Below are 24,101 nucleotides of genomic sequence, written 5' to 3' on the forward strand. Positions count from 1 at the left end.
CCGAAAGACAGGAGAGTCCCTTTGCGCTTCAGCGTCATGTTCTTCGCCTCCGGCGAGGCGGCCCCGCAGGAGACCTGCCGGACGGTGCTGGAGACCAGCCGTCTGGCCGACGTACACGGCCTGGACGCGGTGTGGACTCCCGAACGGCACTTCGACCAGTTCGGGAGCGTGTTCCCCAACCCGGCGCTCACCAGCGCCGCGCTGGCCACCGCGACCGAGCGCATCCAGCTGCGGGCCGGCAGCCTCATCTCGCCGCTGCACCACACCGTGCGCATCGCCGAGGACTGGTCCGTCGTCGACAACTGGTCGTCCGGCCGTGCGGCGGTCTCCTTCGGCTCCGGCTGGAACGCCAACGACTTCGTGCTGGCCCCCGACGCCTACGAATCACGGCACCAGGTCATGCTGGAGCAGATCGACACGGTGCGCGCCCTGTGGCGGGGGGAGGACATCGAGCTTCCCAACGGCACCGGGCAGCCCTTCGCGGCACGCCTGCACCCCAGGCCCGTCCAGCCGGAGCTGCCGATCTGGATCACCTCGTCGGGCAACCCGCGGACCTTCCAGGACGCCGGGGCCCGCGGCCTCAACGTGCTGACCCACCTGATCGGCCAGAACCTGGAGCAGCTCGCCGAGAAGGTGGCCCTCTACCGCAAGGCCCGCGCGGACGCCGGCTTCGATCCGGCCACCGGGACGGTCTCCCTGATGCTGCACACCCACCTGGACGCCGACCCGGAGGCCGCCGAGGCCCGCAGCCGCGCACCGTTCCGCGACTATCTGCGCTCCGCCGTGAAGCTGGAACTCCGGGCCGCCCAGGGCGGCGGCACCATCAGCGGCGGGCATGTCCTGCCCGACGACGAGATCCCCGAGGACCTCCTCGACGAGCTGCTGGACGCCACCTACGAGCGCTATCTGCGGGACGGCTCCCTGATCGGCTCCCCGGACACCTGCCGGGAGATGGCCGACCGGGTGGCGGCGGCCGGTGTCGACGACATCGCCTGCCTGGTCGACTTCGGCGTGCCCAGCGAGCGGATCCCCGCGGTGATCCCGCTGATCGCCGCGCTCGCCGGCGACCGCCGCCCCGGACGTGAGGTCACCGAGCGTGAGCACTGACCTCGCCCGGTGGGCGCGTCTGCGCGATGTGCTGATGCTGCAACGGCGTGAGACCAGGCTCCTGCTGGCGAGTGTGACCGCCGACTCCTTCGGCACCGGCATCTTCACGGCGACGTCCGTCCTGTTCTTCACCACCGTCCGCGGGTTCAGCGTCTCCGCCGTCGGCCTGGCGATCTCCGCGGGCAGTCTCTGCGCGTTCTTCCTGGGCCCCCGCATCGGCGCCCTCGCGGACCGGGTCGGGCCGCAGCGGGGCCTCATCGTGCTGTTCGGCATACGGGCCGTGGGCTACGGCCTGTATCTGCTCGCCGAGCAGTACTGGCTGTTCGTGGTGCTCGCCTGCGTGGTGACCACGGCCGACCGGGCCAGCCCAGCCATCAACCAGGCATTGATGGGCCGGCTGTTCGAGGCCAAGGACCGGGCGACGATCCTGGGCACCGTGTTCTCGGCGCGCAACGGGGCGATCGTGCTCGGGTCGCTGGCCGCCACGCTGCCCGTCGTCACCGGCTCCAGCGCGCTGTACCTGGTGGGCATCGGGATCAACGCCGCGTCCTTCATCGTCGCCGCGCTCCTCGTGGCCCGGCTGGACGTCCCCGAGGCGGAGCCCGCGGCCGCCGGAGAGGACGACAAACGCCGCGGCGGGGCCTCCCCGTTGCGCGACCGCCGGTATCTGGCCATCACGGTCGTCAACGGCGTGGCGATGACGCACAACACGATCCTGTCCCTGGTGCTGCCCCTGTGGATCGTCCACGCCACCAGCTCGCCCAAGTGGAGCCTCACCGCGCTGCTCGCCCTCAACGGCGCGCTGGCCATGGCGGCCCAGGTACCGGTGAACCGGATGTTCGCCGACTTCTCCGCCGCCCTGCGCGCGTCGGCGCTGGGCGGTGTCGCCGTCTGCGCCGCGTGTCTCGCCTACGCCGGGGCCGGGGCGGTGGGCGACGCCTGGGTGGCGCTGGCGATCCTCGTGGTCGCCATGCTCGCCCACACGGCCGGGGAGAGCCTGTTCATCGCGAGTACGCCGTTGTCCTTCGAGCTCGCCCCGAAGGAGTCGCTCGGACGGTACCTGTCCTTCTACAACCTGGGCCGGGTGGGCCAGGACCTCGTCGGGCCGCTGCTGGTCGTGGGACCGCTCGTGCACCAGGGCACTCCCGTGTGGCTGCTGGTGGGTGTGGTCGTGCTGCTCGGCGGCCTCGTGCCCTGGGTCCTCCTCAAGGACGACGCGCTAGCCGTGAACGGGCGGTCGGCGCGGTGAGCGCGGTCACCTCCGGGTACCGGACCGCGACGCCGGCACCCGATCCGGCGGCCCCCGGCATCGTCGGTGTGCTCGGCGGCATGGGGCCGGCCGCCACGGCCGACTTCTTCGCGAAGCTCGTGCGGGAGACGCCCGCCGTCAGCGACCAGGAACATCTGCGGACGCTGGTGTGGTCCGACGCCTCGGTGCCGGACCGCACCGACGCCATCCTGTCGGCCGGGCCCAGCCCGCTCCCCCGCCTGCTCGAAGGGGTGCATCTGCTCCAGTCGGCGGGGGCCGCGCTCATCGCCATGCCCTGCAGCACCGCGCACGCCTTCCTCGCGGACCTGCGGCAGGCCTCGGCGGTCCCCATCCTCAGCATGATCGACGCCAGTGTGCGGAGGCTGCGCACGGCCGCGCCGTCGGTCTCCCGGGTGGGGCTCCTGGCCACCACCGGCACGCTGGTGACGGGCCTTTACCAGGAGGGTCTGCGCGAGCAGGGCATCGATGCGGTCGTCCCGCCGCCGCTGCTGCAGCAGCGGTCCGTCATGCGGGCCGTGCGGCTGATCAAGGCCGGCCAGCTGGAGGTCGCCGCGCAGGCACTGGCCCCGGCGGTCAGAAGCGTCGCCGGAGCGGGAGCGGGCATGATCGTCGCAGCATGCACCGAACTCCCCCTGGTGCTCGGTCACCAGGCCGAGAACCTCCCCGTCTTCGACACCACCACGGCACTGGCCCAGGACGCCGTGGCGCTCGCCCGGCGTCTGACGCGCCCCGACCCCACGAAGGAACGACCATGAACCCGCGTGTCTGTCTCGTCTCGCCCAAACCGCCGATGCTCGAGCGGGCCAGGCGGCTGAAGCTGGACGTGGTCTGCGTGTACACCCCCGAGGAGTTCCGCAAGCTCCCCGCCGACGCCGTGCAGGACGAGGTGTGCCTGGTGCTCCGGCACCAGTCCGACCCGCGGGAACTGGTGGACTCCGTGCGCGCGTTGCACGACCGTACGCCGTTCACGGCCGTGCTGACCGTTCAGGAGGAGGGCGTCATCACCGCCGCCCTGCTCAACGACGCGCTCGGCCTGGACGGGGTCTCCTCCGAGACGGTGGCGCTGCTGACGGACAAGTGGCGCATGCGCCGGCACACCGCGGAGCGCGGCGTCGGCGCCGTGCGGGCGGCTGTCGCGTCGAGCCTGGCCGAGATCAGGGAGTTCGGTGCGGCCCATGGCTACCCGTTGATCGCCAAGCCGCTGGGCGGCTCCGCCAGCATCGGCATCCACAAGATCGACAGCGCCGAGGCGGCGGAGGCCGCGTACGCCACGCTGAGTGGGCTCGACCTGAAGCAGTTCCTGCTGGAGGAGTACCTCGAGGGCCCGGAGATCAGCGTGGACGCGCTCTCCTTCGACGGCCGTCATGTGCCGATCGCCATCGCGGACAAGATCACCGGGACGGGGTTCGTCGAGTTCGGACACGCCATTCCCGCCCAGCTGGACCCCTCCCTGGAGGAGGAGGTGTGCCGCACGGTGTCCGACTTCCTGGACGCGGTCGGTCTCCGCAACGGGCTGTCGCACACCGAGCTGAAACTCACGCCGGCCGGGCCGCGGGTGGTCGAGAGCCACAACCGGCGCGGGGGCGACCGGATCAACACGATGACGCACGCCGTCCACGGCATCGACCTGGAGGAGGCCGGCCTGGCCTGGGCGACGGGTCTGCTCCAGCCGCTCACGGAGCGTCCCGCGGCGAACGGCGGTGCGGCGGTCGTCTTCTTCGAGGCCGAGCCCGGCCGCCTGGTCGCCATCGAGGGCGCCGAAGAGGCACGCGCCCACGCCGGTGTCGTCGAATTCCACCTCAACTTCAAGGTGGGCCAGCTCATCCCCCGGGTCCGCTGGTCCCTGGACCGGGCCGGGTACGTGGTGGTGACGGCGGAGACGGCCCAGGCAGCGCGGGAACTGGCGCAGTCGCTGGCCTCCCAGGTGCGGTTCGTGACGGAGCCGGACCCGGCGGCGGAGGAGGACGACGAACAGGGCCTGCGCCGTTACCGCGACCTGGTTACGGAACTCAATCAGGTGCCGCATGTTGGTGCCCTCAGGTAGGGAGACGGCTGCCGAACCGGGCAGGGCATGTCCCTCTTAGGGGTTGCCCGCCCGGCTCGCTCTCGTGTCGGCAGCGCACACGGCCATGACACGCGTGGCGCGCGGACTCGCCGCCTCGAAGCCCGGTCTGCGGCACGACGTTGTGTCTTGCAACAGCTGGTCGGTCTCTGAGCGCGAGCCCTGGCCCGAGTCGGCGGATGAGAGGTGAACCGCCCGCGACGTCCCCGGAGGCCCTCGCTAGGCTCCAGCACCATGACCAGCGATCTCGGCTTCACCTGCTCGTGCTGCGGGGCCTACCACCCTGAACTGCCGATGAACTTCACGGCCGAGGCTCCGGCCGTCTGGGATCCGGCCTTCGCCGACGCCGATGACTGCCTGCTGTCCCCCGACCAGTGCGTGATCCGAGGACAGTACTACTTCATCAAGGGCATGATCGAGATACCGGTCATCGGCAGTGACGAGGTCTTCTCCTGGGGCGTCTGGGTCTCGCTCAGCCGCGAGAACTTCTCCAGGGCTGCGGACCTCTGGGACACTCCCGGCCGCGAGGCTGAGAAGCCGTACTTCGGCTGGCTCACCACCGACCTGCCGATCTACCCGACCACCCTCAACCTCAAGACGCACGTGCACACCCGTCCGATCGGCGAGCGCCCCCTCATCGAACTCGAGCCCACCGACCATCCCCTCGCCCTCGAACAACGAACGGGAATCACCCCGGACCGCGTGCGAGAAATCGCAGCCGCAGTGCTCCACCCCGACACGGGTGACGAGTGATGACAGCCGATGCGACAAGCGGGCTCCCCAGTCTTGTCGTCTCCGTCCTCGGATCAGAGGCGTGTTGAGCAGCCTGCGAGTTCATTGAGTTCGGCGGAGCTCGCAAGCCTGTCCATGCCAGCCGTCCAGCGCATCCTCGTCTTAGACAGCCGCAAGGGCCGAGCAGCCCCCACCGAACCGAAACCTGCGACGCCTGACCGTCGGCGTTTCGGCCAATGCACAAGCGGACGTGCGCTCTTGCTCGGCAAGGGTCGGTGCACCGCGCACCTAGGAAAGACCGCTCAACTCCAAGGTGCGGTCTCTGTCCGAAAGCGCAGGTGTTCGAAACCGGTGCGGCGTCGTTGAGCACGGCAGCACCACACCAACACGTGCGCCAGGGGGAACTCATTGACGTCCGTTGAACCAGCCAGCGGTGCGGCGGCAGCCCTTCGACATCGTGGGGATCCGCAGCGCCAGCCGTCCCGTGACGGCGGCATGACCCACCAGCGCGACCGCCACAGTCCTGGCTCGCAGCATCGCTCAGTACGTCGAAGGCGAGACAACGCTCATGCCCCCCAGCTCTCATCCACAGCTGGACGGACGGCCGGAACCCGTGAACGCCTCCGCGATCATCCACGACGGCCAGGGCCGCTACTTGCTTCACCTGCGGGACGCCAATAAGCCGTGGATCTGGGAGCCAGGATGCTGGTCGCTGCTCGGTGGCGGCAGGGAGCCACAGGATCGCACTCTCCTCGACACGGTCCGCCGGGAGCTGCGCGAGGAGGCCGGCCTCGTCATTGCCGGCCTGGAGCCGTACGCGGTCGAGAGCGTCATCGGCCACGACGGAACCCATGTGCCGATCCAGATCTTCACCGGCCGCTGGAACGGCGACCCGAACCGGCTGCCGCTCACGGAGGGCGTGATGCTCGCCTGGGTGCGGCCCGAGAAGTTCCCCTACATGACGATGCTGCCGTCGACCAGGACCCTGCTGGAGCGGCACGCCGCCGAGTACCCCGCACCGGCCCATGGCCCGGGGGCAGGCGGTGAGACCGCGTCGGCCGAAGGACCGTACGGGACTGTATTGAATGTGGTCGGCGTCCACCTCTATCTGGAGCGTGACGGACAAGTTCTCCTGGGTCTGCGGCACCCTGACTCGGCGTATGCCGGCGGGTGTTGGCATGTGCTCACTGGCCATTGCGAGGCGGAAGCCGCGGTGGCATGCCTCGTCCGGGAGGCGTACGAGGAAGCCGGCCTGGTGATCGACCCGGCCGACGTCGACCTGGTCCACGTCGTGCACATGCGCGAGCGGCCCGCGGACCCGCCCCGCATCCAGCTCTTCTTCCGGGCCCACCGCTGGCAGGGAACACCTCAGCTGCGGGAGCCGAACAAGTGCGTGGCCTGGCGGTGGTGGAGCGTCGAGGCGCTCCCCGAGCCGATCGTCGCCTACGCCCGCACCGCAGTCGAAGGCATCCAGACCGGCCGCCGCCTCTACACCGAACTGGGATGGCAGCGCTGACCGGCTTCGGCTCCGTGGGCGCGGCGCCCACCCATCGCACAAGGAGCAGCACTTTGACGTACAGCGCCCGCGAAGAGTGGGAGAGGCACTTCAGCGACGGCAGGGGGTTTCGAAAGGTCGGTGAGCGTGAGCGGGAACTTCTCGCGGAGCACACTCCGGCCCCGGACGGGGGCGGCCGCGCGCTCGACGTGGGATGCGGCACCGGCGAGCTGGCCGCCTACCTTGCCTTCCTCGGCTATGCCGTGGACGCCGTCGACTTCGCCGGCAGCGCACTCGTCCGGGCCCGCACCGAGCACGCCGACGTCGAGGACGTGCGCTGGCTGCTGCTGGACATCGAACGCGACGACCTGGCGCCGCTGCACGGGAAGGAGTACGACCTGGTCGTGATGCGGCTGATGTACCCGTTCCTGGCAAACAGGGGGCGCGTTCTACACGCTCTGGGTGAGCGGTTGCGGGACGGCGGCGCTCTGGTCGTCATCACTCCGGGGGCGGAAACCACGCCCGAGGAGCGGCGCGGCATCGCCTTGGACGAGGACGAGATCGCGCTCGTCGGCGCCGGTTGGGAGGCAGTGGAGCGGCTGGACGCCGACGGTCTGGCCTTCCTGGTCCTGCGCGGCCCCTGCCACACCGGCAGCCGGGCCGTCGAGATGAGGCCGGCCACCTCCCATGCCCTGACCGGCGCCCTCGCTGTCGTCACCGACGACGCCGGCCGGGTCCTGCTCGGCCGGTCCCACCGCGGCATGCTCGAACTTCCCGGTGGCAGGACCCGCGGCCCGGAAGGCTTCGCCGTTGCGGCGGTCCGCGAGCTTGCCGAGGAGACCACCCTGGTCGCCGATCCGGCGGACGCTCACGTGGTGACGATGCTGGTCGACGACAGTCACGGCATCCCGCGGCTCACGGCCGTCGTCCGCATCACCGCTTGGTCCGGAACACTGACCAAGCCGAAAGAGGGCCATTTCGACCGCTGGGAGTTCGTCGACCTGCACGCGCTCTCCTGTGCCGGAGACGTGTTCGTCCCGGCCGCCCAGGCGCTGGACGCCGTGTGGCCCGGCGTCATCCCGGACCTGCCGCCCGTGATCTCCTACCCGCTCGCCGTCGATCCGCCGGCCGTGCCGGGCGAGCCGGCCGAGGCCGTCCGGATGCGCCAGGCGATGGCCCAGACGGTCATCGATGGCGGCTGGGCCCCGTCCGAGTCCGTCCGCGACGCGTTGCGGAGCGTGCCCCGGCACCGTTTCGCCCCGGAAGTGAATCTCACGACCGCGTACGACGGCGGCGACCGGGCCGTCATCACCCGCCGCGACGAGACCGGGACGACCATCAGCTCGGTGTCCGCGGCCTGGCTCCAAGCCGACATGATCGAGAGCCTGCGTCTTCGGCCGGGCGCGATGGTGTTCGAGGCGGGGTCCGGTGGCTACAACGCCGAGCTGATCGCTCACGTTGCCGGCCCTGGGGGGCGGGTGGTGACCGTCGACATCGATCCGTGGGTCGTGCGCCGCACCCGTGCCTTCACCACGGAGGCCGGCAGCGGACGCGTCACCGTCGTCGAATCCGACGCCTCCCTCGGCGCCCCCGCCCACCTCGTGCCCCGCGGCGGCTTCGACGGCAGCGTGATCACCTACAACTGCTGGGACATCGCCCCGGCCTGGCGCGAGCAGTTGGCCGAAGGCGGGCGCCTCGTCCTGCCGCTGGAAATGGGCGGCTACACCCGGGCGATCGAATTCGAGCGGCGCGGGGAGGTTCTGCATGCCCGCCACTTCACGTACTGCGGCTTCGTCCGCGACCAAGGACAGCAGGCACGCGCCGTCCCGGTCGTCCCTCTGCTCGACGGAGGGCTGACACTTCGCTTCGACGATGGCGCCGCCACCGGCACGGAGGACTTGGAGGAGGCTCTGCACGGGCCGCGGCACGAAGTCGCCACCGGCGTCACCATGGGGCCCAAGACCTATTTCGGCTCTCTTCAGCTGTATGCGGCCACCACCCTGCCCACCTTCTGCCGCCTGCAGGCCCATCAGGACACGGGGGTCACCGCCATCACCAAGGACCGTGACGCACCAGCCATCCTCGGCACCGCCTCGCTCGCCTACCTGACCCATGCCCAGACCCGGCACGGAGAGCGCCCGGAGGACAAGGAGTGGGAGTGGGTGGTCCACGCGTTCGGTGAGCAGGGCCCGCAGCTCGCGGAGCAGTTCGCGGCCACGGTCCGGGCCTGGGACCGCCATATCCGCGCCGACGACAACAGCGAGCACGCCGACCCCGTCCTGACCGTCCACCCTGCAGCCACCCCCGACCATCTGCTGCCCGCCGGCGACGTCTTGGACAAGGAGCACTCCCGGCTGGTGTTCCGCTGGCCGGGCCGAGACGGACACCTCTCGGCCCCTGCCCCGCGCGGCGACACCGAGTGCGTGAGTTGATTCGCGGTCGGCTCCATTGGGCCCGGCGAAGATGCCGGCCCTCCTGCCAAGGAGCTGCCGGACACCGACTCCCGATACGAGGTCCGGGACGCCGGAGGCATGTGTCCGGACCCCGTACCGGGTGCTTCTCGCGGGTGCTCAGGGGCGGGCGCCGGGCTTGTCGACGACGCCCCAGGCGTCGCGGGCGCTGACGATGAGTCCGTCGTCCTTGCTCGCCCCGAGGTAGGCGTAGCTCTCGGGATCGAAGAAGATCTCCTGCTTGCCCTGCCAGCCCGACGGGGTCTTCTCGGCGTAGTCCACGCTCACGCTGATCGCCGCACGGCCGAGCGGGTCCTTCACACCGGTCGTCACCCGTGTACCGGGAATCTTCGCGAGGGCCCGGAACAGGCCCGCCTGGACCTTCGGCGGGATCAGCACCGACCGGTACAGCACGTCGATCTCCCGCCAGTCGCGCTGTGCGCGCGTCTCCCCCTTGATGTCACCGATGGCGTGCTCCTCGCGGATGCGCTTCATCATGCGGCCGGGGTCGCTCGGCAGGGTGTCGAGGAAGCGGTAGAACTGCCGCTGGGAGCGGTCGTCGTACCCCTTCCTCTTCCATTCCTCCTCCTGGTTGGGGCCGTACCAGACCTGGAGCTTGTCCGGGTCGAAGTCCGAGATGTCGCCGGCCGGGGGAATGCCGGGCAGGTTGGCGTGCCCGGTGCCGTCCCAGCGGGTCCACTCCTCGGTGGTGCGCGACTTGTCCTGGCCGAAGGTGATCCCCTTCTCGCTGGTGCGCGCCTGCATCTGGCCGAAGACGGTTTCCTTCTCGTACACCCACTGCTTCGGGCCGGGTTCGGTCCCGCCGTGCTTCTCGACGGTCGCGGCGGCCAGTTCCAGCGTGTCGGCGGCGGCCCCTGCCGACAGCACCTGAGGGCCGCCCTTCGGCGCGGAGGCGCCGGTTGTGTCTGCGGGCAGGGCCGTGATGATCCCGGCGGTGACGGCGAGGGCCCCTGCGGTGGCGGCGCCGGCCAGGATCATCCGGCGCTGGGGAAGGGCGGCGCGTCCCCGGCGGGTGTCCTGGTGCATAGCCGCGGTGAGGCGGGCGCGCGGCGCGGCGAGCCGGTCGATGTCGGGAAGGGGTGCGTCGGCGCGCAGGCCGTGGAGTTCGGAGAGCTCGTTCATGCGGGGTCACCTTCGTGTATGCGAGCTTCGACGAGGGGGTTGCCGGCCGCGCCGGTCGCGGTGCGCAGTTTGCGGCGGGCGCGGTTGAGGCGGGAGCGGACCGTGCCGACGGGGATGCCGAGGGCCTCGGCGATCTCCTGGTAGCTGAGGTCGGCCCAGGCGAACAGCAGCAGGACGTGCCGGTCGCCCGCGGAGAGCCGGGCCAGTGCCCCGGCCAGGGGGCGGGCGGCGGCTTCGGCGGCGAGGCGGTCGTCAGCGGAGTCGGTCCAGCTGTCTGCGACGGGGTCGTGGCCGGTGCGGGCGAGCAGCTTCAGCGCCTTCACCTCCTGTCGGCGGTGCCGGCCGATCTCTTTGGCGGCGATGCCGTACAACCAGGGCCGCACTCCGGCCCGGGCCGCATCGAACCGGGCGCGTATCCGAAAGGCCGTCAAGAACGTCTCGGCGGTGACGTCATCGGCCGCGTCCCGGCCCAGGCGCCGGGTGACGTACTGGTGGATCGCCGGGGCGTGGCGGTCGAAGAGCGCCGCGAAACACTCGGGTTCCTCCAGTGAGGCCGCGATGAGCTCGGCGTCGCCGCCGGCCAGGTCGGTCATGGACAGTCCGTCCGTCGGTGGGGTCGGTGGGTGTCAGGATGGTGGGTGTTCACACCCAGTACTTGTCACATGGGCTCGCGCGGGTTCACGCCGTCGCCTCAGCGCGCAAGGACCACGAGTCCCCGGTACGTCTTCAGCCCTCACTCAGCCGTTTCCCCGGCCATTCGGGCGGTGCTGTTCTACGCTGCACTCATGATCGCCAAGCTGCAGTGCGTGGTGCTGGACTGCACGGATGTCGTTGAGTTGTCCCGGTTCTATCAGGCGCTTCTCGGTGGCGTGGTGAACCAGCCCGATCCGCGGTGGTCTCTTGGCGATGGCTGGGCAACGCTTCACACCGACAGTGGGTTCGTGCTGGCCTTCCAGCGGGTGGAGGATCATCAGCCGCCGCAGTGGCCGGATCCCGCTCGGCCCCAGCAGTTCCACCTCGACCTGGGAGTCGAGAACTTGGACCACGCCCAGGAGGAGGTTCTCAGGCGGGGTGCCCTGCTGCTCGACGCAGGTGATGGGAAGAGGGGTTGGCGGATCTTCGCGGATCCGGCAGGGCACCCGTTCTGTCTCGTCCGGGATTGACAGGAGCCGCTGGGTGGCCGGCGGCCGGTAGCGAGGACGAGTGCTGGCCTGCCGACCGCCCGTATGGGAATTGATCTTCCCTTCCGCCTCGAACCGGTGTGTGTTCCGCTAGCCCAGGTCCAGTGCGTTGGGCAGGCCCCAGCGGTAGCGGGTTCGGTCGTGGCGTTTGAGGGCCTCGAATTCCGGTGCCCGGTACAGCGGAGTGATCGAGCAGCGCGGTGCGTCCGAATCCGCGCTGTCCAGCAGCGCGTTGACCGCCGCCCGTGCGGAGGCGTTGGCGCCTTCCATGGTCGCCAGGTCGATGTCGACGGAGACGTAGTCACCGGCGAGGAAGAAGTTCGGGATCCTCGTCGCCGACGTGGGGCGGTTGTGGAAGGTGCCCACGGGGTGGATCAGCAGCTCGTCCTCGTTGACCGGGTGAGGGGTGCCTATGCCGTCGACACCGGGATCGAGGAACCACGAGTGCAGCGTGCTGTCCCTCAGCACCACCTTTCCCGTGTCGTTGAGCGCCGCCTTCAGCTGTGCCCAGACCTCCTTGGCGACCTCGGCACGGGTGCACTGCTTGGCCGTCCTGCCGTACAGGATGCCGGGCTTGTCCCATTCGGAGATGTCGACGGAGAGGCAGTCGACGGCGGCCCCGTCGCCGTAGTCGGCGGGGAAGTTCCGGTGCGGCCAGTGCCCGGCTTGTTGGATGGCCGTCAGCGCCCAAGGCGAGTCGACGCAGTTGAGGTGTCCATCCAGCAGGGGTGCGGACTCGGTGAGGTAGAACTGGATGCCGGTCATCCAGTCCGTTTCCAGCTTGTCGCAGCGCGCGAGTTGGGGGTCGGCGGCCCGCAGGGCGGCGCCCCAGGTGCGCCGGGCGTGCTCCACAGGCATCGCGCAGACGTAGTGGTCGGCGGTGACGGTCCGCGTCTGGCCGGCCGGGTCCGTGATCAGTGCTCCGGTGACCCTGCCTCCGTCGTACAGCACCTCTCGGACTGTTCGGCCTATCTCGAATTCCACGCCGAGCGAGGTCAGATGGGACACCCACGGGTCGATCCATGCCTCGTTCGTGGGCGCGTTGAGGATGCGGTCGAGCGGGCCGTCCGCGCCGCGTCCCAAGCCGTTGAGGACGAACGCCTCCAGCAGACGGGCGACCGTGCGCGTGCTGGCCTCCTCCGCCTTGGTGGCGACGATGTTGCGGGTGACCCCGACGGCCAGGATGCGCTGGTAGTCCTGGCTCATCCGCCCGGCCCTGATGAAGTTCCACCAGGGTGTGTTCTCCCAGACCTCGTTGCGTCTCTCGTCGCAGCTGGTGAGGAAGACCAGGACGCGGTTGACGAAGTACGCGGTCTCATGCGGCGGTATGCCGCGCGCCGTCTCCATGACGGCGATCAGCGCGCGGCGGACGTCGTCGAGGGTGAGGTCGGGCGGCTGGTGGCCGGGCCAGGGAAGGGGAAGGCGTACGTCCTCCCGGCCGGTGCGGGCGAAGGACATCTCGGAGGGGGCGACGAGGTTGTCCCAGACGCCGTGGGGATTGCCCGGGAAGGGGATGCGCCGCATCGTGTCGGGCAGGTTGTGGTAGATGCCGGGGATGAATCGGAAGCCGTGCTCGGCGGGTAACTCCCGCCGCCCGCCGCGCGCACTGCCCGGCACGCCCATGCTGCGGGCCTTGCCGCCGAGCGCCCGGCGCTCGTAGACGGTGACGCGGAATCCGCGCTCGGCGAGTTCGTGAGCGGCGGTCAAGCCGGCCACTCCCCCGCCGAGCACGGCGACCGAGACCGAAGCGCGGGCCTGCGGAGCGTGTGCCTGCGGAGTGTGTGCCGCCGCCTCAGCCGTACCTGCGGTGCCCAGCGCGGCAGCGCCACCGACGGCAGCGGTCCCGGCCATGAACGTCCGTCGTGAAGCACCTGAACCGACCATCCGCTCCCCCTCTTACCGCAGGTAACAAACGCGTCCGCCGCAGGAGCATACGAACAACGCGTGCGGCCCGGAAGGCACGTGCGCACCCATTCCTTCGATGGCCGGAAACCGAGCCGGCCACCCCCACCCCTACGCGTACAGGGGGTTCCGAGGAGAGGCTCGCGAAGTCTCCGCATCCGGCTCGGATACTCCGGCGATAACGCCCGTGGCTAGCTTTTACGGCGACCCTGTCACGTCCGGTGAAAGGCATCCTGTGAAGAAGATCGCCTCTGCCTTGCTCTCCGCAGTTCTCCTGGGTGGCATGTCCGTCGCCGCCGCACCCGCCGCCTCGGCGGCCGCCGCGCCAGGCACCACCGCATCGACGGCAGCCGGTTGCGTCACCGAGACCAAGGAGGTGAGCCAGGGCTACGGAACCATCACCGTGTGCGTCAACGAGGACGGTTCCGCCCGCGCCTACGGCGACCTCCACTGCACCGCGTTCGGCGCCACCCTCGTGATGTAGGAGATCGGCTGGCGAACCGCCTCCGGCGTCAAGTACTCGACCGTGGCCACGGCCGGCCGGCTGGGGCTACGACGACATCGAGTTCGACGTCGACCCCTCGGCCGGCCCGGACGGGATCAAGGGGATCACCGGAGTGGACGAGATCCATCTGTCCACGATCTACATGTGATCCCGGCCGGAGGAAAAGAGGCGCGCGAAAGCCTGTCGGAGGTTGCCCGGCGCGTGAGGCCGGGTAGGCAATTCTTTATCCAGCGTATTGGGCTGGGAAAACGTCACACTCCCTTGACGCACGGAGAGTTAGCATCACTTTCAGGTCACCTCGGCCTTGAGGCAGACCATCTCCACAGCCCCGTTTCGCCGTTCAGGGTGGGGAATGTTCCCTATCGGACACCTCGACCTTCCCCGTCACGGCAAATGGCGTCACAGGCCAAGCGGGGAGCGGATTTTTCCCTCTGCACGTTTCCCCATCCGCCCTCGTGAGGCCGAGGGCCCGATGTGATCTACCTGACGTTTGATCATGTGCGGCCCGGGATGCCAAGCGCGCCCCTGACCTGCCCAGTTGACCGATGCAGGTGTCTTGAAAGCAACTTCAGAGGGGGTTGCCCTTCCTGTCAGGGTCCTGGCGTCCGTGCGACTCCGCACAGACGTTTGAGTTGACCCATGAGGAAGGGCACCGCACTTCGTGTCGCCATCCACACGTTCCACCCCAGCAAGACGCAAAAGACGCAACCGAATAGCGACCGCCGCCGCGTTGCTGCTGATCGCCGAAGTAGGGATCGGCATTACGGGCCAGGCCGCCGCGGTCTCCGCTCCGGACCGTGGCAAGTCGGATGAGGTCTCCCGGTCCGACAGAACTGACGTCCGCAAGGCCGACGCCAAGAAGGCCGCCGCTCGGCACGCCAAGGGCTCGAAGGAGTGGGCGAGACTCGAAGCGCGGAAGACCGGCAAGAAGGTCGTCGCCACGGACGAGACGACGGCCACCTCGTACACCGTGGCCAACCCCGACGGCACGCTCACCACCGAGCTGACCTCCGGGCCCGAGCGCGTCTGGCGGGCCGGGGCGTGGCGCAAGGTCGATGCCACGCTGACCAGGGCCGGTGACGGCTCGGTGAAGGCGAAGGAGCATCCCAACGGGCTGCGCCTGGCCGGCAAGGGCGGCACCGCGCCGCGCTCGCTGGCCGCCGCCCGTGACGCCGCCCCGCGTGATCTCGTCACGCTGGGCACCGGTGAGCAGGCCGTGACGTTGCAGTGGAAGGGTGGTCTTCCCGCGCCGGAGCTGGACGGCACCACCGCTCGCTACCGGGAGGCCGTACCGGGCGCCGACGTCATCGTCGAGGCGACGCGGACCGGCTTCGAGCAGTACGTCGAGATCAATGAGAGGCCCTCCGGCGCCTATTCGTACACGCTGCCGGTCAAGGCCAAGGGGCTGAAGGCCAAGGCGAACAAGGACGGTTCGGTGACGTTCACCGACGCCGAGACCGGTGAGCGGCGCGCGACGATGCCCGCCCCCGTCATGTGGGACGCCTCGGTGGACAAGCGGTCGGGCGAGCACACCCGCCGGTCCCGCGTCGCCATGAAGGTCGTCGACAAGGGAACCGGCCGCATCGACCTGGTCGTCACGCCCAGCGCGGAGTTCCTCGCCAGCCCCAAGACCCGGTACCCCGTCACGGTCGACCCCTCGACCTCCGCCCTGGCGTCGACCTTCGACACCTACGTGCAGCGCGGTGAGACCGTCGACTGGTCGGCCGACACCGAACTCGACTTCGGCAACCCCGGCACCACCAACGCCGACGGCACCACCCGCGTGGCGCGGTCCTTCGTCCACTGGAACACCACGCCGATCCAGGACGCGTTGATCATCGACACGAACCTGGCACTGTGGAACTTCCATTCCGGCAACACCGACTGCGCCGCCCAGACGTGGACCGTCTGGGACACCACCGCGGCGTCCACCTCGTCGCGGTGGACGAACCAGCCCACCTGGAACAAGCAGTACCACTCCTCGACCCAGACCCGCGGCAACCCGGACTGCACCGCCACCCAGCCCGACGGCTGGATCAACGCGGACGTCGACACCCTCGTGCAGACCTGGGCCTCAGCGAAGGCGACCCGCGGCTACATGGGTCTGCGCGCGGAGACGGACGACACCCGGGCCTGGAAGCGCGTCAACTCCGGCAACGCCACCGCGAACCAGCCGAAGCTGACCGTGACCTACAACTACCGTCCCTCCGACGGAACGGCGCAGCAGGCTGGTCCGCCCTTCAAGACCTACAACGGTGTGTGGGCTGTCAGCACCCTCACACCCACGCTGAGGGACCAGTTCGCCGACGCGGACGGCGACAAGGTCAGTGGCAGCTTCCAGGTCTACGACGCGGAAACGAACACGCCGATCACGACTCCGGCCGGAGACGGCGTACTGGTGTCCGGCTTCGTCACACCCGGCGAGTGGGCCACCGTGACGGTCCCCGAGGGGCAGCTCGTCGACGGCAAGATGTACAAGTTCCGCACCAACGCCTACGACGGAACCCACTACAACCTGGGATGGTCCCCGTGGCGGACGTTCGTCGTGGAGACCGCCGCCGCCGGCGTCCCCACCAGTCTGCAGCCGGGCGACACCTACACGATCAACGATCCCGCGCTGATCGCCGACCCCTCCCAGGTCGAGCAGGTCCTGAACAGGGACGGGAATCTGGACGCGCTCGGCATCAAGCCGCGCACCGGTCCGTCCGCTGAGCAGCCCGCCGCGGCCACGTCCGACGCCTCCCGCAGTGCCGCGGCCGGTACGGCACAGGGGCCGACCGTCGGGACGATGGCTGCGTGGGAGCGCACGTACACCGTTCCCAGTCAGCGCTTCACCCGTGGCCGCAAGCCCGAGAACAACGGCCAGGATCCCTACGAGTACATCGCCGACGTCGACGAGTGCCACAACGCCGACGACTCGGACAACGATTCGGGGTGGATCAAGAACCGGTTCTCGTACTGCCAGGAGACTCTGACGGTCATGCCGGCGATCAGGTGCGGTCTCTGGCCCCCCGGCTGCTATCTGCAGGGCACCTTCATCTCGACCAACACCCTCATCGGACGAGGACAGATCGGCGGTCTGGGCGACAGCACGCTGACCCGGTTCGCCGAATTCGACTTCAACGTCGATGTCTTCCTCTCCAGCGGAGACTTCAACAAGGCAGGCGCCAAGCTGGAGGCGAAACTGGAGTGCGAGGGAGACTGGGACATCGGAGTTCCGGGCAGCCCGACGGCGGAGGACGCGTGTCAGCCCGGCGTGTACACCGGCCGCAGCGACTCGCCCAGCCAGTGGAAATACAACGGTGACACGAAGTTCGACCTGTGGTCGCTGGCGCCCAGGCTGCCCGACGTCGCCAACGGCGATCAGATAGCCACGGGCCTGTTCACCCCGGTCCTCAAGTTCACGATCCCCGGGTACTCCCAGGTGATTCCTTCCGAGGGCGAGCAGGGAGAGATCCGCTTCGACAGCGCCGCCTACAACGTGCGGGCGAAGGTGGGTTCCGTCTTCCCCGACGCGACTCCTGCCCTGCGCTACGACCGCAGTGACACGTCCGATCCGAGTGCTCCCGTGGAGCCGTACATCGGAGTCGCCGCTGTCGCGGACCACATCGGCGACGCTCTGGACGACCCGAGCAGCACTTATCCGACGAAGAGCGACAAGAAGCTGCCCGGTGGGAGTGCCCTGAATCCGATGCACCGCCTCGTGCCCGGGTTCGGGTTGAACGAGCAGGCGCGCTACGACGCCAACCGCTCGGTGGTCTCCTCCACTTGCAACAACGCCGCCGTTCCTGGCCGGCCCACGGCGGGTGAGCAGCGCGACTGCGACGAGTTCCCCTTCGCCTCCAGCTATCAGGGGGCCGCGCGCTACCAGTACGAGGGGGATGCATACCGCGACGACTTCTCCGTCCGCTACATCGACTCGGACGAGAATCAGGAGGCCGGGCGGCGTCTCGGCGCCTGGTACGACAACGACCGGATTCTCAGTCATGACCCGTTCATAGTCGTCATCGGCGACTGACCGGACCTCCGGTCCCGAATGGCCGTCAAGCGGGGCCGCTCCATCGGAGCGGCCCCGCTTCACTTTCACTCTTCCTCGATGTCCTCACCGGCGGCTACGCGCCAGATTTGGACCAGGCAATACTGGTCGGCGCCGTTCAGTTTCTCTTCGTGCCTCAGGGGTGCGGGCAGAGGTTCACCAGTTCCCGCCAGTGGAGACGTGAAAGGGCCGCCCGCAGGGTTGAATATCCATTGCCATCGCATCCTGTACAAGCCGGCCGAGGGCAGGATCAGAGGGGTTTCCTTCTGCCCGCCGTCGATGGTCTCCAAGGCCAGGTCACCGCCGGGGAGTTCCACCTCCACCTCTTCCGTACCGGACCACTCCACATCGCTCGGCGGAGGGACGGTCGACCAACTCTCCAATCGCACGGACGCCCGGATCACCTGGGGCGGCACCTGCAGATACACCATGCCAGGGGCAGAAAGGAGCCATTGCGAGCGATCCGCATGGGGTGCATACGTATCGATACTCGTGTCAACCAGACCGAAGATGCGGTAACTTGGGGAAACCGTGGTTTCGTCGAAATCCAGCAGCCTGCTCATGGGCACCTCACACGCGATTCGTCGAGTCGCGAGCAGCATAATGCCCGGCGGCCGTCGACCTGTTCGGGGACTCAGGACCTTGGACGAGGGGCCGGCAGGTCGAAATCCGTCATATGGCGGTAGGGGAACAGCGTCATCGGCGTGGTTGCCGTACAGGCGCGCCGATGCCGTGGGTGAGGAGGCTCTCCGCGGTGTCCGCGATGGTGTCTTCGATCGGCCGTGGTTTCCAGCCGAGGAGGGTCTCCGCCTTGGCGCTGGTGGCGTCGAGGTCGCGGCCCAGTTGGTGCTTGAGCAGGCGTAGTTCGGGGTTCACCGTGGCCAGGGCGCGGGTGAGCCAGACCGGCAGTTCGCGGATGGGGGCTTTCGCGGCGCGTTCGCCCAGACGGTCGTGCAGGATGCGGGCGATGTCGGCCACGCGCAGACTGGGCCCGGCGACGGCGAGGAAGCGTTCGCCGGCGGCCGCGGGGTCCGTCATGGCGCGCAGATGGAGGTCGGCGACGTCACGGACGTCGACGTAGCCCATGGCGAAGGGCGGGGAGGCGGGCATCTTTCCTTCGAGCATTCTGCGTATCAGGCGCAGGGAGGGCGGGTCGTCGGGGCCGAGGAGAGGGCCGAAGACTCCTGCGGGGTGCACGGCGGCCAGTTCCATACCGGCGCCCTCCTCGGTGACGAACTGCCAGGCGGCGCGTTCGGCGAGGGTCTTGGAGCGCTGGTAAGGCGGGATGTCGGCGTCGGTGTCGGTCCAGTCCGCTTCGGTGAACGGGGTCGAGCGGGGCGGGTGTCCGATGCCGATGGCGCCGAAGGCGCTGGTCAGGACGGTGCGGCGGACGCCTGCGTCGCGGGCGGCGCGCAGCACCCGCAGGACGCCTTCTCGGGCCGGGACGATGAGTTCGTCGTCGGTTGCCGGGGTGTGGCGCAGGGTGGGTGAGGCGACGTGGAGGACGTGATCGCAGTCGGCGACCGCGGCGTCCCAGCCGTCGGGGTTCCGGAGGTCGGCGCGGACGACGGTGAGGTGGTCGTCGTCGAAGGTGGCGGCCTGGTGCAGCCAGGAGCGCAGAGCCGGTTCGCGTCGCGGGTCGCGGACCGTGGTGCGGACGGTGTGGCCGGCGTCGAGCAGGGCGAGGATGCACCAGCTTCCGATGAATCCGGTTCCTCCGGTGACCAGTACCGGTGTCATGGGTGTCTCCTCAGCTGGTGGCGTGGGTGGGAAGGGGGGTGGGTGGGGGTGTCGCGGGGAGTCGCCGGGCGGCGATGCTGCTGGCGAGGAGGGCGTGGCTGATCATGATCGGGTAGATGACGGCGCGTTCGAGCAGGCCGATGTTCCACATCCAGCCGGTGAGGGCGTCCGCCATGAAGAGGGGAAAGGCGATCAGTCCGGCGGCGCCCAGGACGATGCTCGCGGTGGAGCGGCGGCGGCTGAGGCCGATGCGGGCGCCGTTGGCTCCGGCGGCGACGGCCATGATGTTGCCGGCCACCATGACGGTCTGCGCGCCGAGGGTGTGCAGGGCGATCAGGCCGTTGTCGACGTTGGCATTGGAGCCTTGGAAGATGCCGACGAGGCTGACTCCGGCGCCGGCCAGGACGGCGAGGACCACGATGACGGTCGGGCGGAGCCCCTTGCGCAGGTCGAACACGAGGAACGCGCCGACTGCCAGGAGGATGCCGTAGACCACCCAGCCGGTGTTCATGACGGCGCCGAGAGGTGAGTTGGCGACTTGCCCGAACGCGGTCTGGGGCGGGCCGGTCAGTCCGAGGTGGCTGACCCAGTTGTGGAAGGGCGAGTACGGCGGGTCCTGCCAGGCGGCGGCGGTGACGAACTCGGCCAGCCAGGCGACGAGGGGGCCGAGCAGGATGAGGAGGCCTCCGGCGCGGGCCGCCGGGCCGGAGCGGACGATGGAGTTCATGACAGGGCCATTCCGGGGATGCGCCGGCGAATGGCCTCCAGCTCCGCTTCGCCGGAGACGCCCTGCCAGTCGTAGCGCGGGGTGTAGGGGGCTTCCAGGGTGCGCACCTCGTCGTCGGTGAGGTCGATGTCGAGGGAGGCCACGGCCTGGTCGATCTGGTGGATGGAACCGGCGCCGACCAGGGGCGCGGTGACGACGGGCTGGCGGCGCAGCCAGGCGAGCGCGATCTGTGCGCGGCTCACGCCGTGCGCGTCCGCCACTTGGCCGACCGCGTCGATGATCGCCTTGTTGGAGACCTCCTGCGCGGGCGTGTAGAGGAGGTCGGCGTAGGCCGCGTCGGTCTCGGCGCGCTTGGTGGAGCGGGCGTCGTCCCAGGCCCTGGCCAGGCGGCCGCGGGCCAGGGGGGACCAGATGAGGGTGCCGACGCCTTCGTCCAGGCACAGCGGGATCATTTCCCGTTCCTCTTCGCGAGCCAGGAGGTTGTAGTGGTTCTGCATCGACACGAACCGCGCCCAGCCGTGCTGCTTCTGCAGGTGGAGGGCCTTGGCGAACTCCCAGGCGTGCATGGAGGAGGCGCCGAGGTAGCGGACCTTGCCGGCCTGCACGAGGTCGCTGAGGGCCTGGAGGGTCTCCTCCCAGGGGGTGGAGTGGTCGTTGCGGTGGATCTGGTAGAGGTCGATGTAGTCCGTGCCGAGGCGGCGCAGGGAGTGGTCGACCTCGGTCATGATCGCCTTGCGTGACAGTCCGCGGCCGTTCGGGCCCGGGCGCATCGGGTGGCGCAGTTTCGTGGCGATGACCACGGCGTCCCGGTCGGCGTAGTCCTTCAGCGCGCGGCCGAGGATCTCCTCGCTGGAGCCGTTGGAGTACATGTTCGCGGTGTCGAAGAAGTTGATGCCCGCCTCCAGGGCGTGCTTGATGAGCGGGCGGGCCTCCTCCTCGCCCTTCGACCAGACGGGGTGCCCTCGGTCGGGTTCGCCGTAGGTCATGGCGCCGATGGCGATCGCTGACACGTCCAGGCCGGTGGTGCCGAGCTTGATGTAGCGCATGGTGCCCCTCTAAAGTAAGTGGAGAGCTCTCCGAATAACGTAGTGGAGAGTTCTCCACTTAGCAAGGGGAGATCTCGTGGTCCGATCCGACGCCCGTGAGAACAGGGCGCGCATCCTCGCTGCCGCCCGCGAGGCGCTGGGCGAGGACGGCGGCACGTCGATGAACCAGATCGCCCAGCGCGCCGGCGTCGGCCCGGGCACGCTGTACCGCAACTTCCCCACCCGCGAGGCGCTGGTCCTGGCCGTCTACCAGGACGAGGTCACCCGCATCACCGGCACCGTGCCCGACCTGCTCGAACGGATGCCGCCGCTGGAGGCGCTGCGCACGTGGACGCTCGATCTGGTCGAGGCCATGCGCAGGAAACACGGCCTGGGCGAGGCCCTCAGCCCGAGCGCGCACCAGGCGATGAGCGAGCAGAGCTACGGTCCGGTCATCACCGCGATCACCGAGCTCCTCGACGCCGGGAAGAAGGACGGAAGCATCCGCGCGGACGCCGACCCCGGTGACTTCCTCCAGCTCACCGGCGCGCTCTGGCGTGCCGCCGCCGTCCCCGAGGACCGTGCTCCGCGCATGCTGGCGCTCATTCTCGACGGGCTGCGGGCACGGCCGCAGGGCTGAAGACCGGCCGGAGAGCGGTCGAGGACCGGCCGGAAATCAGTCGGGGTCCGGCGGAGATCAGTCGGGGACCGGCCGGCGGCCGGGTGCAGACCGGCCGGAGATCAGTCCGGGACCGGCCGGAGCCAGTCGGAGACCCGCCGGCCGGGAACGGGGTGAGGAGCGCGCGCTGCGGGGGTCTGCGGTCGGTCGTGTCCGGTGGAGGCGCTCAGCGGGCCTGTGCGAGGAGTTCCTGCGACAGGGCCCACAGGCGCCCGGCGTTGTCCGGGTCGACGGCGTAGCGGGCGACGCCGTGCAAGGTGCCGGTGCGGCGGTCGACGACCTCGGTCTCGTTGCAGTCGGCGAAGTAGCGGCCGCCCACGCCCTCGCGGAGCGGTGAGGTGGCGAGCAGGACGGAGGTCGCCGCCCCCTGCTCGACCGTCTTGATCAGATGAGCCGGGACCAGCCCGCTGCCGCGGCCGGCGGTGTGCCGTTGCAGCTTCGTGTGAATGGCGCCGGGCATGCACGCGTTGACGGCGATGTTGTCCGCGGCCCAACGGCGGGTCGCTTCGACCGCGAAGAGGACGTTCGCGGTCTTGGACTGGCCGTAGGCGAGCCATGGGTCGTAGGGGCGGAACGCGAAGTTGACGTCGTCCCACACGATCGGCGAGCGCTGGTGACCGGAGGAACTCACCGTGACCACGCGGGCGTTGCCGTCGGCGGCCAGTGCCCGGTGCAGGCCGGTGGCGAGAGCGAAGTGACCCAGGTGGTTGGTGGCGAACTGCCACTCCCAGCCCTGCTCGGTGTACTGCTCGGGGCAGGCCATGACGCCCGCGTTGTTCACCAGGATGTGGAGCGGGCCGCGCCACGCGGCGGCGAAGGCCGTGACGGACGCGGGATCGGACAGGTCCAGCTGCGCCACGTGCACCTCGTGACGTCCGGTGGAGGCGGTGATGTCCTTGGCGACGCGTTCGCCGGAGGCGACGTCCCGTACGGCGAGGGTGACCTCCGCGCCCGTGGCGGCCAGAGCCCGGGCCGTCTCGGCGCCGAGCCCCGACGAGGCACCGGTGACCACCGCACGACGGCCGCTGAGGTCGACGCCCCGCGTCACCTCGTCCGTCGTGCTGGAGAAACCGAAGGGGGTGGTGATGAGGCTCATGAACGAGCTCCGTGATCTGCTGTGTCTTCGAAACCGGCCATGCGTGTTCAGGGGGTCAGGGGGTGAGCATCCGGTCCTGTTCCACGGGGGGTGTGCCGTCGTGCCAGGGCAGGACCGTGCCGAACCGGACCAGTTCGCCGTACAGGGCGGGGTCGGTGTGCTCGGTGAAGATCAGGTCGAGGACGGCTTCGGCGGCCTGGGCGGGTGACCGGGCCTGGCTGTGGTCGCTGAACCAGGGCCGCGAGGTGGCGGTGTCGACCATGCCCGGGCAGACGGCCGCGATCAGGGTGCCGTCGGCGAGGTCGCGTGCGCGGCGCTCGGCGGCGACCGCGCGGACGGCGGCGACCTGCGCGACCTTGGACGGCACGTTCAGCCACAGGGGCCAGCCCGCCTCCTGCGCCGTCCTGCTGTGAACGGCGCTGCGCCAGGACTCCACGGCGTACTCGACCTGGTCGAGGCTCGCACCGTCGAAGAGGTGGTGCAGCCGGGCATCGAGATGACCGAGCGTGCCCAGACTGCTGGCCACGACCAGGAGCCGACCGCCCGGGCGCAGCACGGGGCCGAAGGCGCGCAGGACCGCATGGGTGGCCGTGTTGGAGACGTCGATGAACTCATCGGCCCGTTCGGACTGGGACTCCTCGGGCAGCAGGCGGGCGACCGCGTTGGACACGACGACGTCGACCCCGCCATGGCGTGCCGCGAGCTCCCCGGCGAGACGGGTGATGGCCTCGGTGTCGGTGACGTCCAGGACGCGGCCATCGACGTGGGCGCGAGTGCCGGGCAGCCGGCCGACCTCGCGGGCGGCCTCCGCCACACGCCGGTGGCTGCGGCTGGTGAGCAGGACGAGATCGTTCTCGTTCATCCGGGCCGCCAGTCCCTCGACCAGGGCGCGGCCCAGGCCTTGGTTGGCGCCGGTGACAAGAGCGATGCGAGAAGCGTTCATGCCTGCCA

The 24,101-nt window shown here is 69.7% G+C and carries 20 protein-coding genes; 11 read left to right on the forward strand and 9 right to left on the reverse strand.

Going from position 1 to position 24,101, the window contains the following annotated elements; translation table 11 throughout:
* The first annotated feature begins 21 nt into the window (after nt 1-21).
* The 7 genes from CHR28_RS09300 to fxlM all read left to right on the forward strand — a co-directional run bounded on the left by CHR28_RS09300 (nt 22) and on the right by fxlM (nt 9,098).
* Nucleotides 22-1,107, forward strand: coding sequence for a MupA/Atu3671 family FMN-dependent luciferase-like monooxygenase (locus CHR28_RS09300; RefSeq protein WP_218829464.1), 1,086 nt, complete (start codon nt 22-24; stop codon nt 1,105-1,107).
* The gene (locus CHR28_RS09305) at nt 1,097-2,356 is read left to right on the forward strand and encodes an MFS transporter (RefSeq protein ID WP_218829465.1); all 1,260 of its coding nucleotides are present in this window, start codon (nt 1,097-1,099) and stop codon (nt 2,354-2,356) included. Before CHR28_RS09300 ends, CHR28_RS09305 begins: the two co-directional genes overlap by 11 nt.
* Nucleotides 2,353-3,132 carry an aspartate/glutamate racemase family protein gene (locus CHR28_RS09310; protein WP_256984179.1) on the forward strand — a complete coding sequence of 260 codons (780 nt, stop codon included), beginning with the start codon at nt 2,353-2,355 and terminating at the stop codon, nt 3,130-3,132. Before CHR28_RS09305 ends, CHR28_RS09310 begins: the two co-directional genes overlap by 4 nt.
* Nucleotides 3,129-4,421, forward strand: a complete 1,293-nt coding sequence (locus tag CHR28_RS09315; RefSeq protein WP_179272363.1) for an ATP-grasp domain-containing protein — start codon at nt 3,129-3,131, stop codon at nt 4,419-4,421. The genes CHR28_RS09310 and CHR28_RS09315 overlap by 4 nt, the downstream gene beginning before the upstream one ends.
* A gap of 312 nt (nt 4,422-4,733) precedes the next feature.
* On the forward strand, nt 4,734-5,192 hold the full coding sequence (locus CHR28_RS09320; RefSeq protein ID WP_256984196.1) for a DUF2199 domain-containing protein: 459 nt from the start codon (nt 4,734-4,736) through the stop codon (nt 5,190-5,192).
* A gap of 547 nt (nt 5,193-5,739) precedes the next feature.
* Nucleotides 5,740-6,687 (forward strand): NUDIX hydrolase, encoded by a 948-nt coding sequence (locus CHR28_RS09325; RefSeq protein ID WP_094053042.1) that lies wholly within the window; start codon nt 5,740-5,742, stop codon nt 6,685-6,687.
* Nucleotides 6,688-6,740: 53 nt separating this feature from the next.
* Nucleotides 6,741-9,098 (forward strand): methyltransferase, FxLD system, encoded by a 2,358-nt coding sequence (gene fxlM, locus CHR28_RS09330; protein WP_256984180.1) that lies wholly within the window; start codon nt 6,741-6,743, stop codon nt 9,096-9,098.
* A 138-nt stretch (nt 9,099-9,236) separates the two neighbouring features.
* Here fxlM and CHR28_RS09335 read toward each other — a convergent pair whose 3' ends face one another.
* Together CHR28_RS09335 and CHR28_RS09340 are read right to left on the reverse strand one after the other, a co-directional pair.
* Nucleotides 9,237-10,259 carry a CU044_5270 family protein gene (locus CHR28_RS09335; protein ID WP_094053044.1) on the reverse strand — a complete coding sequence of 341 codons (1,023 nt, stop codon included), beginning with the start codon at nt 10,257-10,259 and terminating at the stop codon, nt 9,237-9,239.
* Nucleotides 10,256-10,852 carry an RNA polymerase sigma factor gene (locus CHR28_RS09340; RefSeq protein ID WP_094053045.1) on the reverse strand — a complete coding sequence of 199 codons (597 nt, stop codon included), beginning with the start codon at nt 10,850-10,852 and terminating at the stop codon, nt 10,256-10,258. Before CHR28_RS09340 ends, CHR28_RS09335 begins: the two co-directional genes overlap by 4 nt.
* 192 nt (nt 10,853-11,044) lie before the next feature.
* Here CHR28_RS09340 and CHR28_RS09345 point away from each other — a divergent pair, with 192 nt between their 5' ends.
* A complete protein-coding gene (locus tag CHR28_RS09345; protein WP_094053130.1) occupies nt 11,045-11,422 on the forward strand; it encodes a VOC family protein in 378 nt (125 codons plus the stop codon).
* A gap of 108 nt (nt 11,423-11,530) precedes the next feature.
* Here CHR28_RS09345 and CHR28_RS09350 read toward each other — a convergent pair whose 3' ends face one another.
* Complete coding sequence (locus CHR28_RS09350) at nt 11,531-13,291, reverse strand: hydroxysqualene dehydroxylase (RefSeq protein WP_373453341.1); 1,761 nt, start codon at nt 13,289-13,291, stop codon at nt 11,531-11,533.
* A 334-nt stretch (nt 13,292-13,625) separates the two neighbouring features.
* Between CHR28_RS09350 and CHR28_RS38235 the strand changes: the two genes are divergently transcribed.
* Nucleotides 13,626-13,826 (forward strand): hypothetical protein, encoded by a 201-nt coding sequence (locus CHR28_RS38235; RefSeq protein WP_256984181.1) that lies wholly within the window; start codon nt 13,626-13,628, stop codon nt 13,824-13,826.
* A gap of 751 nt (nt 13,827-14,577) precedes the next feature.
* Nucleotides 14,578-17,865, forward strand: a complete 3,288-nt coding sequence (locus CHR28_RS38765) for a DNRLRE domain-containing protein (RefSeq protein ID WP_094053047.1) — start codon at nt 14,578-14,580, stop codon at nt 17,863-17,865.
* Nucleotides 17,866-17,930: 65 nt separating this feature from the next.
* On the opposite strand, the gene CHR28_RS09365 is transcribed toward CHR28_RS38765, so the two are convergent.
* The 4 genes from CHR28_RS09365 to CHR28_RS09380 form a co-directional block, all read right to left on the reverse strand.
* Complete coding sequence (locus tag CHR28_RS09365) at nt 17,931-18,446, reverse strand: hypothetical protein (protein WP_094053048.1); 516 nt, start codon at nt 18,444-18,446, stop codon at nt 17,931-17,933.
* A 133-nt stretch (nt 18,447-18,579) separates the two neighbouring features.
* Complete coding sequence (locus CHR28_RS09370) at nt 18,580-19,623, reverse strand: SDR family oxidoreductase (RefSeq protein WP_094053049.1); 1,044 nt, start codon at nt 19,621-19,623, stop codon at nt 18,580-18,582.
* A 10-nt stretch (nt 19,624-19,633) separates the two neighbouring features.
* On the reverse strand, nt 19,634-20,350 hold the full coding sequence (locus CHR28_RS09375) for a DUF998 domain-containing protein (protein ID WP_094053050.1): 717 nt from the start codon (nt 20,348-20,350) through the stop codon (nt 19,634-19,636).
* Complete coding sequence (locus CHR28_RS09380) at nt 20,347-21,396, reverse strand: aldo/keto reductase (RefSeq protein ID WP_094053051.1); 1,050 nt, start codon at nt 21,394-21,396, stop codon at nt 20,347-20,349. Before CHR28_RS09380 ends, CHR28_RS09375 begins: the two co-directional genes overlap by 4 nt.
* A gap of 76 nt (nt 21,397-21,472) precedes the next feature.
* Here CHR28_RS09380 and CHR28_RS09385 point away from each other — a divergent pair, with 76 nt between their 5' ends.
* The gene (locus tag CHR28_RS09385) at nt 21,473-22,015 is read left to right on the forward strand and encodes a TetR/AcrR family transcriptional regulator (RefSeq protein WP_094053052.1); all 543 of its coding nucleotides are present in this window, start codon (nt 21,473-21,475) and stop codon (nt 22,013-22,015) included.
* A gap of 205 nt (nt 22,016-22,220) precedes the next feature.
* Here the strand turns inward: CHR28_RS09385 and CHR28_RS09390 are convergent, their stop codons facing one another.
* Together CHR28_RS09390 and CHR28_RS09395 are read right to left on the reverse strand one after the other, a co-directional pair.
* Complete coding sequence (locus CHR28_RS09390) at nt 22,221-23,150, reverse strand: SDR family NAD(P)-dependent oxidoreductase (protein WP_094053053.1); 930 nt, start codon at nt 23,148-23,150, stop codon at nt 22,221-22,223.
* 55 nt (nt 23,151-23,205) lie between these two features.
* Nucleotides 23,206-24,093: an SDR family NAD(P)-dependent oxidoreductase gene (locus CHR28_RS09395; protein ID WP_094053054.1), complete on the reverse strand. Its 888-nt coding sequence runs from the start codon at nt 24,091-24,093 to the stop codon at nt 23,206-23,208.
* Nucleotides 24,094-24,101 lie beyond the last annotated feature (8 nt).

This window comes from Streptomyces sp. XY006 (genome assembly GCF_002237655.1).
GTDB classification, from domain to species: domain Bacteria; phylum Actinomycetota; class Actinomycetes; order Streptomycetales; family Streptomycetaceae; genus Streptomyces; species Streptomyces levis.